Consider the following 12,962-nt stretch of genomic DNA (forward strand, 5'->3'; position numbering starts at 1 on the left):
GTTCTTTAGTTCCGTTACCATTCAATCGTAACGACCAATGTGAACATCAGAGAAATCTCCGACAACAAAAAACAACACCCAATTAAACACGCCGCCTTTTCCGCGGACGACATCCATTATGAGGAATTGGTGTTACATCACGAATAGAAGTAATGACAAAACCAACAGATTGCAATGCACGTAGAGCAGATTCACGCCCTGATCCAGGTCCACAAACTTCAACTTCCAAAGAACGCATACCATGCTCTTGCGCTTTTCTTGCACAATCCTCCGCAGCAACTTGAGCAGCAAAAGGTGTCGATTTACGCGCACCTTTAAACCCTTGGGCCCCCGCAGATGACCAAGCAATTGCATTACCCTGAGCATCAGTAATAGTAATCATTGTGTTATTAAATGTTGAATTAATATGCACAACACCCGATGAAATATTTTTACGTTCGCGACGACGAACACGTGTGGCTTCCTTGGCCATAATTTCCCTTTCAACGATCTCATCACTGCCGTAACATCAGCAGCTCCACCTTCTTTTCCTTGTCAAAAAAATCAAACAAGAAACAGAATATATAAAAACCTTCCAAAAAGGCTCTTATTTCTTTTTACCGGCAATTGCCTTAGCTGGTCCTTTACGCGTACGGGCATTTGTATGTGTACGCTGCCCTCGGACAGGCAAAGACCGGCGATGACGCAATCCTCGATAACAACCAAGGTCCATCAAACGCTTAACATTCATAGCAACCTCACGACGAAGATCACCTTCAACTTGATAGCCTTGATCTATCGCCTCACGAATCTGCAGCACCTCAGCATCTGAAAGCTCATGCACACGACGCCCCAAGGGAATGCCAACTCTTTCAATAATTTCTTGAGCAAATTTTGGTCCAATCCCGTGGATATATTGAAGCGCAATAATTACACGCTTATTTGTCGGGATATTGACGCCAGCAATACGAGCCACGCCTACTCTCCTTAGTTATTTTGACAAATTGTTATAAAATACCTGATATACCTTACAGAAAAAAATAGACTCAGAAAAAAATTCTTCCGAATCCTATTATTTCACTAAAATAAATTAAATTCGTTTGTGATAGATTTCATCTCAAAAGTCAACTCTTTTCATTTATTTCTAAAAAAAATCTTATGAAAGAAAACCTCTAATCATGCGTGTCACTTCAGTAATACCAATCATTCCATCAATAACCTTCAACATTCCCCTCTCTGAATAAAATTTTGATAAGGGAGCGGTTTTTTCACGATATTCTACTAATCTTTTTGCAAAAGCAACAGGATTGTCATCTAAACGAACCTGTCCACCAGCCGCTATTGTTTCCTCAACGCGCTTCTTCATACGTTCAATCAACACGTCTTCATCAACACACAACTCAATAACAGCATCAAGCCGCATATTTTTTGACTGCAAAATCTGTTGTAACGCTTCTGCCTGCCCCACAGTTCGAGGATATCCATCCAAAACAAAACCGTTTACACAATCAGTTTCATCAATCCGATCTGATACGATTTGGTTAACAATATTATCAGGAACCAAAGCACCAGAACTTATAATAGCTTCAGCTTTTTTGCCAATCTCTGTTTCTTTGGCAATCACCTCACGCAACATATCCCCTGTTGACAAATGAGGAATGTTATATTCCTCAGTCAACATTTTTGCTTGCGTACCTTTTCCCGCTCCAGGAGGACCTAAAAGAATAACTCTCATCGATTCCTTCTACCTCCACGAAGTTTTGATTTTTTTATCAACCCTTCATATTGGTGGGCAACAAGATACCCCTGAATTTGAGCAACCGTATCAAGCGTAACAGTAACAACAATCAACAAGGATGTTCCCCCAAGATAAAAAGGAACCTGCAATGCAGATATCATAAACTCAGGTAACAAACAAACCAAGATAATATAAACAGCGCCCACAACAGTAATACGCGTCAAAACGTAATCAATATATTCGGCTGTACGCTCACCTGGACGAATCCCTGGAATAAAACCAGAATGTTTTTTCAACTGATCTGCAGTATCACTTGGATTAAACACAATAGCTGTATAAAAAAAGCAAAAAAACGCCATTAAAAATGCATAAACAATCATATAAAGTGGCTGTCCATGACCAAGAGCATAAGAAATCGCCTGAACCCATTGTGGCATTTTATCAGAAAAATTATTAATAGTGGCAGGTAATAATAATAAAGATGAAGCAAAAATAGGTGGAATAACACCAGCAGTATTCAACTTTAAAGGAAGATGCGACATATCTCCTTGAAACATTTGATTCCCGACCTGACGTTTTGGATACTGGATAAGAATTCGCCGTTGCGCACGCTCTATAAAAACAATAAGCCCAATAACCAAAACAGCAATAAGAACGATTCCTATTAAAAGAAAAGTTGATAAATCAGCCTGACTATGAGCTGTCAAAAGCTGAGCAAAAGTAGAAGGGAAGTTGGCTACAATCCCTGTAAAAATGATAAGAGAAACCCCATTACCAACACCACGTGACGTAATTTGCTCGCCAAGCCACATGAGAAACATCGTTCCGCCAACAAGAGTAATAACAGAAGAAATACGAAACATAAGACCTGGTTCTAAAACAATTTGAAGCCCCGTCCCTATACCGCTTTCAAGCGCAACCGCAATACCAAAAGCTTGTAGAATTGCCAATACTACTGTTACATAACGCGTATATTGATTGATAATCTTACGACCTAATTCTCCTTCTTTTTTAAGAGTTTCCAAAGAAGGAATAATAGATGTTAACAATTGCACAATAATAGATGCCGATATATAAGGCATGATACCCAGCGCAAAAATAGCCATACGCCCAACGGCACCCCCAGCAAACATATTAAAGAGTCCTAATACACCCGACGCGTGATGTTCGAATGTTTGCCGCAAAGCATCGATATTAATACCTGGAAGAGAGATGTAAGTGCCAAAGCGATATACAAGAAGCGCTGCCAGAGTAAACCAGATGCGTTTCTTTAATTCAGTTGCACGAGAAAAGGTACCGAAGTTTATATTGGAAGCAAATTGCTCTGCTGCTGATGCCATAAAACGTCTCCACTTCACACTCCAGTTCTTTAAATCACAGAAGTATAACCCTAAAATTCATATATGCATACACAAATAAATGCAGAACTTAAAAAATTTTCCACAAAAGATCCCACAGAACAGATGTAACTCTTCTTTAGGTCTCTACTCATATAAAAAATTATTGAGCAATATCAGGAAAAATAACCTGACCACCCACTTTTTCAACCTTAACACGAGCAGCTTGTGAAGCACCAGAAACATGAAAGGTAATCTTAGCCTTCAAATCACCATCAGAAAGCAGACGAACCCCATCTTTTTCACGACGAATAATACCAGCTTCTTTCAAAGCAATCATATCAACAGGCTTTTCAATATTCAACTTACCTGCATCAACTGCCAACTGAATACGTCCTAGTGAAACTTCATTGTAGGTTTTGGCAAAGAAATTTCTAAATCCACGTTTTGGCAAACGACGATAGATAGGCATTTGCCCACCTTCAAAACCATTAAGGGAAACACCAGAACGCGACTTTTGCCCTTTTACACCACGACCACCAGTCTTACCCGTACCGGATCCAATACCACGCCCAACACGCTTACGATTTTTTGTTGCGCCTTCACAATCACGCAGTTCATTGAGTTTCATATCTAATACTCCCGCAACCCTTAACCTTCATCTATAACGCGAACAAGATGCCGAACCTGAGCAATCATACCCCGCACACAAAGTGTATCATCTAAAACGCGCCGACGACGCATTTTATTTAGTCCAAGCCCCTTTAAGGTTGCACGCTGAATCTGTGAGTTTCGAATAGGGCTTCCAATTTGCTCAACCGTGATAGTTTTACCACTCTGAGATTTTTTCTGAACCATTTTCTAATTCCTTTTCTGATAATCTCAGAAACTATCCTTCTAGGTCAACTAAATGGCGACGACGCGCCTGCAAAGTCGAATATTTTATACCACGCTGAGCAGCAATATCTCTAGGATGCATTTGATGTTTCAATGCATCAAATGTTGCACGAACCATGTTATAAGGATTAGACGATCCCAATGATTTTGCAACGACATCCTGCATACCAAGAGCTTCAAAAATAGCACGCATCGGTCCCCCAGCAATAATACCAGTACCAGCAGAAGCCGAACGTAGCAAAACACGCCCAGCTCCATGACGCCCTTCAAGATCATGGTGCAATGTACGTCCAGACCGAAGCGGAACATAAATCATCCCACGTTTTGCAGATTCCGTTGCTTTACGAACGGCTTCTGGAACTTCACGGGCTTTACCATGTCCAAAACCTACACGTCCTTTTTGATCTCCAACGACAACAAGAGCAGCAAAACCAAAACGCCGACCACCCTTTACAACTTTAGCAACACGATTGATATGAACTAGCCTATCGACAAACTCATTATCGCGTTCTTCTCTCTCACCACGTTCTTTTTGTGCCATTCCTCATTCCTTTTTCTTTTCCGGAAGCACGATAACAAAGTCCCTCATCAAACTGGAAGAACTTAAACGAAATACTCTAAACTCTCCTTACTCACTCACAAATAAGAAATTTTAGAAATTCAAACCACCTTCACGAGCAGCTTCAGCTAAAGCCTTGACTCGACCATGATACACATACGCTCCACGATCAAAAACCACTTCATTAACACCCGCTTGCTTCGCACGCTCAGCAATTAACTTACCAACAGCAAAAGCTGCTTTTTTATCAGCACCACTCTTTAACGACTTTTTTAAATCACTTTCAAGAGTAGAGGCTGAAACAAGTGTACATCCCCGCAAATCATCGATAACTTGAGCATAAATGTTCTGATTTGAACGATAAACACTAAGCCGAGGACGATCATGAGAAACCATTTTAATTCTACGACGAACACGCCTCGCACGACGTTGGATAATGTCCTTAGATGAAACCATAATACAAAATCCTTATTTCTTTTTACCTTCTTTACGGAAGATACGTTCATCTGCATGCTTAACACCTTTACCTTTATAAGGCTCAGGTCTACGATACTCACGAATCTCCGCTGCAACTTGTCCAACTTGCTGTTTATCAATTCCAGAAACAACAATTTCTGTCGGCTTAGGAACAGTTACAGTAACACCCGATGGAACTTTATAAACCACATCATGGGAAAAGCCTAGAGATAGTTGGACATCCTTACCCTGCAAAGCAGCACGATAACCAACCCCATTAATCTCCAACCTCTTTTCAAAACCATCTTTCACACCACAAAAAATGTTCTCAATCATTGAGCGCGACATACCCCATTTAGAACGCGCATCTTTTGACTGATCCCGCGGCATAACTGATATGATATTTTCCTCAAACTTGACTAAAACTTCATCATTGACGACGTAGCTCAGCTCACCTTTTGGACCTTTTGCCTTAACCAGCTGACCTTCAACAGTAGCAGTAACTCCAGAAGGAATTGAAATGGGTTTCTTTCCAATACGAGACATTGTTCTAACCTACTTTTTCTTCCGTTTTCTTGACATAACTTAGAAAACACGACAAAGGAGTTCTCCACCAACATTCTGTTCACGCGCCTCATGATCTGCCATGACGCCTTTAGGAGTCGATAAAATCGAAATACCAAGACCATTTGCCACCTGTGGAAGTGACTTAGCAGAAACATATACACGACGACCTGGCTTTGATACACGTGAAATCTCACGAATAGCAGCCAGCCCTTCAAAATACTTCAATTCGATTTCAATTTCAGCTTTCCCATCACCTAAATCAATTTGATTATATCCACGAATATAACCTTCCGACTGAAGAACATCAAGAACGTGCGCACGAAGCTTCGAAGCTGGAGTAACTACTTTACCTTTTTTACGACCAAGTGCATTACGAATACGTGTTAACATATCACCAAGAGGATCTGACATAGACATTAAATAATCTCCTCTTACCAACTAGACTTTACAATACCAGGAATATGGCCAATAGAGCCAAGCTCACGCAACGCAATTCGCGACATTTTTAATTTACGATAATAAGCCCGCGGACGACCTGAAACCTCACAGCGATTACGAATACGAACTTTCGAAGAATTACGTGGCAACTCTGCCAACTGAACAGAAGCTTTAAAACGTTCTTCAAGAGAAACCTTCTGATCCATAACTATTGCTTTCAAACGTGCACGACGGGCAGCATAACGCTTTACCATCACCTCACGACGCTTATTTTTTTCAACGGCACTTACTTTGGCCATACTTTCACCTCACTATGTCTGCCGTTACGAACGAAAAGGAAAATTAAAAGCACGCAATAACTCACGAGCTTCATCATCCGTTTTTGCTGTCGTACAAACAATAATATCCATGCCCCAAATTTGATCAACTTTATCATAGTTGATTTCTGGAAACACAATGTGTTCTTTAATACCCATAGCAAAATTGCCACGACCATCAAAACTCTTTGGATTCAAACCACGAAAGTCACGAACCCGTGGAAGAGCAATCGTAACAAGACGATCTAAAAACTCAAACATACGATCTTTACGCAATGTAACTTTAGCCCCAAGAGGCATTCCTTCACGAACCTTAAAGGTCGCAATAGAATTACGTGCACGTGTAACAACAGCCTTCTGACCTGTTATTAGCCCTAAATCCTCAGCAGCAAGGGAAGGCTTCTTCGAATCAGCAGTTGCTTCACCTATCCCCATATTTATTACAATTTTATCAATTCGCGGAATTTGCATCGCATTTCTGTAATTAAATTTCTCTTGAAGCGCTTTACGAATCACTTCAAAATAATGCGCTTTCATACGCGGTATTTGTCTTTCCTCAGCCATTAATCAACTCTCCCGAACGCTTGGCAAAACGCACTTTATTACCATCTGCATTCATACGAAAGCCTACACGTGTAGGCTTACCATCTTTAGGATCAGCAATCGCCAAATTAGACAGATGAATCGGAGCTTCTTTAGAAATAATTCCAGCTTCTTGCTTCTGCGTTTGACGTTGATGACGTTTAATCATATTAATCCCACGAACAAAAGCCTTATTCTCTTTTGGACTAACCTTAATTACTTCACCACTACATCCTTTATCCTTACCGGATAAAACAACAACTTTATCACCTTTTCGAATCTTCTGCATAACATTTACTCCTTACAGAACTTCAGGAGCGAGCGAGATGATCTTCATATGATTCCTACCACGCAATTCGCGGGGAACAGGTCCAAAGATACGAGTACCGATCGGCTCTTTTTTATTATCCACTAAAACCGCAGCATTACTATCAAAACGAATGACACTACCATCTGCGCGACGAATATCCTTAGCAGTACGAACCACAACAGCTTTCATAACATCACCTTTTTTAACACGGCCACGAGGAATAGCATCCTTAACCGAAACAACAATAATGTCACCGACCGAAGCATATTTCCGCTTTGAACCGCCTAACACCTTGATGCACATGACACGACGAGCACCAGAATTATCAGCAACGTCGAGGTTTGTTTGCATCTGAATCATGACTGGCCACCTTCTCTTAACACATATATCCGATTGTACCTTTTATACACTCGGATTTGCCTGCCAAATAACGATAAAGTCATCGCCTTTAAATTTATCAATGATAAAAACACTGTTAAATTCTAAAACAATAAACTTAACTCATTACGCTACATTGTCTTTTACAACAATCCAACATTTATCTTTCGAAATTGGTCTAGATTCTTGAATAGAAACTTGATCCCCAATCTTGAATTGGTTGTTTTCGTCATGCGCTTTATAATTTTTAGACTGCCGAACAGTCTTCTTAAGAAGCGGATGAGAATAACGGCGCTCAACTTTGACAACAACAGTCTTATCACTTTTGTCGCTAATAACAACACCCTGCAAAACGCGTTTAGGCATCTCTCATTTCCTTAAACCTTACTTTCACTTACCTTTTGACGAAGAAAAGTTTTAATACGCGCAATATCACGACGAACTTGTCTAACACGCGCAGTCTTTTCTAATTGACCTGTTGCTTTTTGAAAACGCAAATTAAATTGCTCTTTCTTTAACTTAGCCAATTCATCTTTCATTTGGTCGAGCGTTTGCGCCCGTAATTCTGTGGCTTTCATCGCTTAACCTCATTATTCAGCAATACGCTGGATGAAACGCGTTTTTATAGGCAACTTTGCAGCACCCAATCTTAGTGCTTCACGTGCAACATCCTCAGGAACTCCATCAAGCTCAAACATGATGCGTCCAGGAGCAACACGTGCAGCCCAATAATCGACACTTCCCTTACCTTTACCCATACGAACTTCAGTCGGTTTAGATGTAACCGGAAGATCTGGAAAAATGCGAATCCACACACGACCAGAACGCTTCATATAACGCGTAATCGCACGGCGCGCCGCTTCAATTTGACGAGCAGTAATCCGCTCCGGCTCAACAGCCTTCAAACCGTAGGCACCGAAATTCAAATCCGTACCACCCTTCGCAACACCGTGAATACGGCCCTTGAACTGTTTACGGAACTTTGTGCGCTTTGGCTGCAACATTGTTCTCTACTCCAAATTTTAGTTCAATCTCAAAAACTAAGCATTTTCACGGCGACGATTCGATGAAGAACCAGATTGATCAACTTCCGTAGCACGACGTTCTGAAGCCATCGGATCATGCTCAAGAATCTCACCCTTAAAGACCCAAACTTTAATACCACAAATACCATAAGCAGTCTTAGCTTCTGCTGTACCGTAATCAACATCAGAACGCAAGGTATGAAGTGGAACACGACCTTCACGATACCATTCCATACGAGCAATTTCAGCACCACCAAGACGGCCAGAACAATTGATACGAATACCTTCCGCACCAAGACGCATAGCAGACTGAACAGCACGCTTCATTGCACGACGAAAAGCAACACGACGCTCTAACTGTTGAGCAATTGATTGCGCAATAATCGTGGCATCAATCTCCGGTTTACGAATCTCCACAATATTTAATGAAGTTTCAGCATCCGTCATTTCTGAGAGCTTACGACGAAGCTTTTCGATATCAGCACCCTTTTTACCAATAATCAAACCAGGACGTGCAGAATGAATCGTAATACGACACTTCTTATGAGGACGCTCAATAACAACCTTCGAAATAGCCGCCTGTTTAAGCTCCTCCAGCACATATGAACGAATTTTCAAATCTTCATGAAGAAGGCGCCCATATTCACCACTATCAGCATACCAACGAGAATCCCAAGTCCGATTAACACCAAGACGAAGTCCTATTGGATTGATCTTCTGACCCATTACGCGGCCTCCACTTTTTCGGTAACTTCACGAACAATAACAGTAAGATGCGAAAATGGACGTTCAATTCTACTAGCACGCCCTCGACCACGAACATGAAAGCGCTTCATCACTATCGACTTACCAACATAAGCTTCCGCCACAATAAGCGAATCAATATCAAGATCGTGGTTATTCTCTGCATTTGCAATTGCTGATTCAAGCGTTTTTTTCACAGTAGCAGCAATACGCTTGCGTGAAAACATCAAATCAGCGAGTGCTACATTAACTCTTTTACCACGAATCATTGCAGCAACTAAATTAAGCTTCTGCGGACTAACACGAATTGTCCGCGTGACAGCTCTTGCTTCATTATCTCTAAGCTGGCGCGAAACTTTAGCTTTTCCCATTCCTACTTCCTCTTCGCTTTTTTATCGGCACCATGACCATAATAAGTCCGGGTAGGAGCGAACTCACCAAACTTATGTCCAACCATCTCTTCAGAAACAGAAACAGGAATATGCTTATTACCGTTGTAAACACCAAAAGTTAAACCAACAAATTGCGGTAAAATAGTAGAGCGACGACTCCATATTTTTATAACTTCATTGCGCCCACTTGCACGTACCTTCTCTGCTTTACCAAGAAGATAGCCGTCAACAAACGGACCTTTCCACACTGAACGAACCACTTCAGACTACCTTTCTCATTTCTTGCGTTGATGACGCGTACGCATAATAAATTTATCAGTGGCTTTATTGGAGCGCGTACGCTTACCTTTCGTAGGCTTACCCCAAGGAGATACTGGATGGCGCCCCCCCGATGTACGACCTTCACCACCACCGTGCGGATGATCAACGGGGTTCATAGCAACACCACGAACATGTGGACGTTTACCACGCCAACGTGACCGACCTGCCTTACCATCATTAATATTCCCATGATCAGGATTTGAAACAGCACCAACAGTTGCAAAACAGCTACTAGGAACCAAACGCTGTTCACCAGAATTTAAACGAAGAATAGCCATACCATGATCTCGTCCAACCAACTGCGCATAAGTACCCGCTGAACGTGCAATCTGCCCCCCTTTTCCTGGCTTCATCTCAACATTATGAATAATTGTACCTACAGGCATATTAGCAAGAGGCATAGCATTACCTGGTTTAACATCCACATTTAAACCAGCCATAACAGAATCACCAACCGCAAGACGCTGTGGCGCAAGAATATAACTCAATTGCCCATCCTCATAGCGAATTAAAGCAATAAAAGCAGTACGGTTAGGATCATATTCTAAACGCTCAACCTTTGCTGAAACATCACGTTTAAGACGCTTAAAGTCGACAAACCGATAACTACGTTTATGTCCACCACCCTGAAAACGAGCAGTAACACGACCGCGATTATTACGTCCACCCTTTGAAGACAAACCTTCAGTCAGCATCTTTATAGGTTTTCCCTTATAAAGACAAGAACGTTCCACAATAACAAGCTGACGCTGCCCAGGTGTCGTTGGATTAAATTGCTTAAGTGCCATTATTCCTATCTCCGAGCCTCTTTAAAGACCTGTCGAAACGTCGATAGTCTGACCACTGGCCAGAGTTACGATCGCTTTTTTGACATCACTTTGCCGACCAACTATACCTTTGAAACGCTTCACTTTACCCTTGCGGACTATCGTGTTAACTGCCTTAACTTTTACGCTAAAAAGCGCTTCAATAGCAGCCTTAATCTCAGGCTTCGTCGCTTTCGGCGCGACATTAAAAGCAACTTGATTATATTCAGAAATCATAGTCGACTTTTCACTAATAACTGGACTAATAATTATATCATAATGGCGAAGATCTGTCATTTAAAACGCTCCTCAAGAGCCTCAACAGCTGCCTTTGATAAAACAAGTTTGCTGCGACGCAAAATATCATAAACATTAATTCCCTGAATAGGCAAAATATCAATATTAGGGATATTAGAGACTGCACGAAAAAAGTTAATATCAACCTCTTTACCACCAATCAAGAGAGCGTTATTAAATCCAAGCTTAGAAAAATGAGAAACAAGCATTTTCGTTTTCGCATCCTTAACAGTCAACTCATCCACAATAATTAAGTCTTTTGCTTTTAATTTTGCAGATAAAGCAAGACGTAACCCAAGAGCACGAATCTTTTTAGGAAGATCATGCGCATGGCTACGAACCACCGGTCCATGTGCCTTACCCCCACCTCTAAACTGCGGCGCACGGGCAGATGAATGTCGAGCACGCCCAGTTCCTTTTTGCTTAAACATTTTTGCCCCTGTTCGCGACACATCAGAACGACCTTGGGATTGATGACTCCCCTGCTGACGACGTGCAAGCTGCCAACGAACAACACGTTGCAAAATATCCTCACGTGGAACAAGATCAAAAATAGCTTCAGAAACCTTTAATTTGCCAGCTTCATTACCATCAAGAGTTTTAATTACAAGATCCATTATTAGGCTCCCTCAACTTCAGAGGTTTCCGTCACCGGAGTAACCATTTCCGTTTTCTCCTTCACAAGACGGCGAATACCAGCAGGCTTTGGAGCATTATCAGGAAGACGCTTCTTCACAGCATCCCGTACCAAAATCCAAGAACCTTTAGAACCAGAAACAGCACCACGCACTAAAATTAAACCACGTTCACTATCCGTGGAAATAACTTCAATATTCTGTGTTGTTACACGCACTTGCCCCATATGGCCAGCCATTTTTTTACCTTTAAAAACTTTACCAGGATCTTGACACTGCCCTGTAGAACCATGAGCACGATGTGTGATCGAATTACCATGGGAAGCACGATGCCCACCAAAGTTATGCCGTTTCATAACACCAGCAAACCCCTTACCAATACTGGTACCAGTCACATCAACTCTTTGTCCTGGAACAAAATGTTCCACCGTAATCTCAGTACCAACATCAAGAAGATTGTCGGGACTCACACGAAACTCTGCTATTTTAGCTTTAGGCTCAACAGAAGCCTTAGCAAAATGTCCACGAAGAGCTTGTGAAGTATTCTTAACCTTAGCAAAGCCTACACCTAATTGAACAGCAGTATAACCATTCTTTTCAACTGTACGCTGAGCAACGACTTGACAATTCTCCAAACGAAGTACGGTCACCGGCACATGCTCACCAGCATCATTATAAATACGGGTCATGCCCAGCTTCTGTGCTATTACACCTGAACGCATCGGGTCTGTTCCTTCTGTCCTCAAACCTCAGAGCTTAATTTCTACATCCACACCAGCAGAAAGATCGAGCTTCATAAGCGCATCCACTGTTTGCGGCGTTGGATCAACAATATCAAGAAGACGCTTATGTGTTCGCATCTCAAACTGCTCACGACTCTTCTTATCGATATGCGGTCCACGATTGACCGTAAACTTCTCAATCCGCGTCGGAAGCGGAATGGGACCACGGACATTTGCACCGGTACGTTTAGCAGTCGATACAATCTCACGCGTCGACGTATCAAGAATTCTATGATCAAACGCTTTTAAGCGAATGCGAATATTTTGACTGTTCATGCTCTTTATTTCCCTGTTATACAGAGTGCCTTCAATAATGAAAGCACTCAACAAGCATTATTTATTCAATGATTTTAGAGACGATACCGGCACCAACAGTACGACCACCTTCACGAATAGCAAAAC

At 41.7% G+C, this 12,962-nt stretch carries 25 protein-coding genes and 1 pseudogene; all 26 read right to left on the reverse strand.

All coding sequences use genetic code 11. The features are described 5' to 3' along the window. Positions 1-82 precede the first annotated feature (82 nt). Entirely contained in the window at positions 83-472 is a 390-nt protein-coding gene (rpsK, locus tag ACFIJQ_RS07540) for a 30S ribosomal protein S11 (RefSeq protein ID WP_007347762.1), read from the reverse strand. A gap of 114 nt (positions 473-586) precedes the next feature. Further along, the gene (gene rpsM / locus ACFIJQ_RS07545; RefSeq protein WP_026500557.1) at positions 587-955 is read right to left on the reverse strand and encodes a 30S ribosomal protein S13; all 369 of its coding nucleotides are present in this window, start codon (positions 953-955) and stop codon (positions 587-589) included. A 180-nt stretch (positions 956-1,135) separates the two neighbouring features. Next, positions 1,136-1,714, reverse strand: a complete 579-nt coding sequence (locus tag ACFIJQ_RS07550; protein WP_375629566.1) for an adenylate kinase — start codon at positions 1,712-1,714, stop codon at positions 1,136-1,138. Then, positions 1,711-3,057, reverse strand: coding sequence for a preprotein translocase subunit SecY (gene secY, locus ACFIJQ_RS07555; RefSeq protein WP_015856571.1), 1,347 nt, complete (start codon positions 3,055-3,057; stop codon positions 1,711-1,713). The genes ACFIJQ_RS07550 and secY overlap by 4 nt, the downstream gene beginning before the upstream one ends. A 160-nt stretch (positions 3,058-3,217) precedes the next feature. Then, positions 3,218-3,685: a 50S ribosomal protein L15 gene (rplO, locus tag ACFIJQ_RS07560; protein ID WP_375629569.1), complete on the reverse strand. Its 468-nt coding sequence runs from the start codon at positions 3,683-3,685 to the stop codon at positions 3,218-3,220. A gap of 20 nt (positions 3,686-3,705) precedes the next feature. After that, entirely contained in the window at positions 3,706-3,912 is a 207-nt protein-coding gene (rpmD, locus tag ACFIJQ_RS07565) for a 50S ribosomal protein L30 (protein WP_015856573.1), read from the reverse strand. Positions 3,913-3,943: 31 nt separating this feature from the next. Continuing rightward, on the reverse strand, positions 3,944-4,492 hold the full coding sequence (gene rpsE, locus ACFIJQ_RS07570) for a 30S ribosomal protein S5 (protein WP_015856574.1): 549 nt from the start codon (positions 4,490-4,492) through the stop codon (positions 3,944-3,946). Positions 4,493-4,603: 111 nt separating this feature from the next. Beyond that, positions 4,604-4,966, reverse strand: coding sequence for a 50S ribosomal protein L18 (gene rplR, locus ACFIJQ_RS07575; RefSeq protein ID WP_015856575.1), 363 nt, complete (start codon positions 4,964-4,966; stop codon positions 4,604-4,606). Positions 4,967-4,978: 12 nt separating this feature from the next. Then, positions 4,979-5,512 (reverse strand): 50S ribosomal protein L6, encoded by a 534-nt coding sequence (rplF, locus tag ACFIJQ_RS07580; protein WP_015856576.1) that lies wholly within the window; start codon positions 5,510-5,512, stop codon positions 4,979-4,981. Positions 5,513-5,551: 39 nt separating this feature from the next. Then, on the reverse strand, positions 5,552-5,950 hold the full coding sequence (gene rpsH, locus ACFIJQ_RS07585; RefSeq protein WP_015856577.1) for a 30S ribosomal protein S8: 399 nt from the start codon (positions 5,948-5,950) through the stop codon (positions 5,552-5,554). Between the two features lie 14 nt (positions 5,951-5,964). Further along, positions 5,965-6,270 carry a 30S ribosomal protein S14 gene (gene rpsN, locus ACFIJQ_RS07590; RefSeq protein ID WP_005773283.1) on the reverse strand — a complete coding sequence of 102 codons (306 nt, stop codon included), beginning with the start codon at positions 6,268-6,270 and terminating at the stop codon, positions 5,965-5,967. Between the two features lie 24 nt (positions 6,271-6,294). Continuing rightward, complete coding sequence (rplE, locus tag ACFIJQ_RS07595; protein WP_015856578.1) at positions 6,295-6,852, reverse strand: 50S ribosomal protein L5; 558 nt, start codon at positions 6,850-6,852, stop codon at positions 6,295-6,297. After that, positions 6,845-7,159 (reverse strand): 50S ribosomal protein L24, encoded by a 315-nt coding sequence (gene rplX / locus ACFIJQ_RS07600; protein ID WP_015856579.1) that lies wholly within the window; start codon positions 7,157-7,159, stop codon positions 6,845-6,847. The genes rplE and rplX overlap by 8 nt, the downstream gene beginning before the upstream one ends. Before the next feature lie 12 nt (positions 7,160-7,171). Beyond that, positions 7,172-7,540, reverse strand: coding sequence for a 50S ribosomal protein L14 (rplN, locus tag ACFIJQ_RS07605; RefSeq protein WP_004855715.1), 369 nt, complete (start codon positions 7,538-7,540; stop codon positions 7,172-7,174). A 144-nt stretch (positions 7,541-7,684) separates the two neighbouring features. Then, positions 7,685-7,924: a 30S ribosomal protein S17 gene (gene rpsQ, locus ACFIJQ_RS07610; RefSeq protein ID WP_012231991.1), complete on the reverse strand. Its 240-nt coding sequence runs from the start codon at positions 7,922-7,924 to the stop codon at positions 7,685-7,687. 11 nt (positions 7,925-7,935) lie between these two features. Next, positions 7,936-8,136 (reverse strand): 50S ribosomal protein L29, encoded by a 201-nt coding sequence (rpmC, locus tag ACFIJQ_RS07615; protein ID WP_273788260.1) that lies wholly within the window; start codon positions 8,134-8,136, stop codon positions 7,936-7,938. Positions 8,137-8,148: 12 nt separating this feature from the next. Beyond that, positions 8,149-8,562, reverse strand: a complete 414-nt coding sequence (gene rplP / locus ACFIJQ_RS07620; protein WP_015856581.1) for a 50S ribosomal protein L16 — start codon at positions 8,560-8,562, stop codon at positions 8,149-8,151. Positions 8,563-8,598: 36 nt separating this feature from the next. Then, positions 8,599-9,309, reverse strand: a complete 711-nt coding sequence (gene rpsC / locus ACFIJQ_RS07625) for a 30S ribosomal protein S3 (protein WP_015856582.1) — start codon at positions 9,307-9,309, stop codon at positions 8,599-8,601. Further along, positions 9,309-9,698 (reverse strand): 50S ribosomal protein L22, encoded by a 390-nt coding sequence (rplV, locus tag ACFIJQ_RS07630; protein ID WP_208439680.1) that lies wholly within the window; start codon positions 9,696-9,698, stop codon positions 9,309-9,311. The genes rpsC and rplV overlap by 1 nt, the downstream gene beginning before the upstream one ends. A 2-nt stretch (positions 9,699-9,700) precedes the next feature. After that, entirely contained in the window at positions 9,701-9,979 is a 279-nt protein-coding gene (gene rpsS / locus ACFIJQ_RS07635) for a 30S ribosomal protein S19 (RefSeq protein WP_004855734.1), read from the reverse strand. Positions 9,980-9,994: 15 nt separating this feature from the next. Continuing rightward, entirely contained in the window at positions 9,995-10,828 is an 834-nt protein-coding gene (gene rplB / locus ACFIJQ_RS07640; RefSeq protein WP_273788259.1) for a 50S ribosomal protein L2, read from the reverse strand. Between the two features lie 21 nt (positions 10,829-10,849). After that, on the reverse strand, positions 10,850-11,143 hold the full coding sequence (locus tag ACFIJQ_RS07645; protein ID WP_273788258.1) for a 50S ribosomal protein L23: 294 nt from the start codon (positions 11,141-11,143) through the stop codon (positions 10,850-10,852). Then, positions 11,140-11,760, reverse strand: coding sequence for a 50S ribosomal protein L4 (rplD, locus tag ACFIJQ_RS07650; protein WP_273788257.1), 621 nt, complete (start codon positions 11,758-11,760; stop codon positions 11,140-11,142). The genes ACFIJQ_RS07645 and rplD overlap by 4 nt, the downstream gene beginning before the upstream one ends. A gap of 2 nt (positions 11,761-11,762) precedes the next feature. Next, a complete protein-coding gene (gene rplC / locus ACFIJQ_RS07655; protein WP_015856587.1) occupies positions 11,763-12,500 on the reverse strand; it encodes a 50S ribosomal protein L3 in 738 nt (245 codons plus the stop codon). A gap of 27 nt (positions 12,501-12,527) precedes the next feature. Further along, on the reverse strand, positions 12,528-12,836 hold the full coding sequence (rpsJ, locus tag ACFIJQ_RS07660; RefSeq protein ID WP_005773267.1) for a 30S ribosomal protein S10: 309 nt from the start codon (positions 12,834-12,836) through the stop codon (positions 12,528-12,530). A gap of 61 nt (positions 12,837-12,897) precedes the next feature. Next, positions 12,898-12,962, reverse strand: a pseudogene (locus ACFIJQ_RS07665) (elongation factor Tu); the annotation flags it as partial.

It is taken from the genome of Bartonella sp. TT67HLJMS (genome assembly GCF_042193375.1).
GTDB lineage: Bacteria > Pseudomonadota > Alphaproteobacteria > Rhizobiales > Rhizobiaceae > Bartonella > Bartonella grahamii.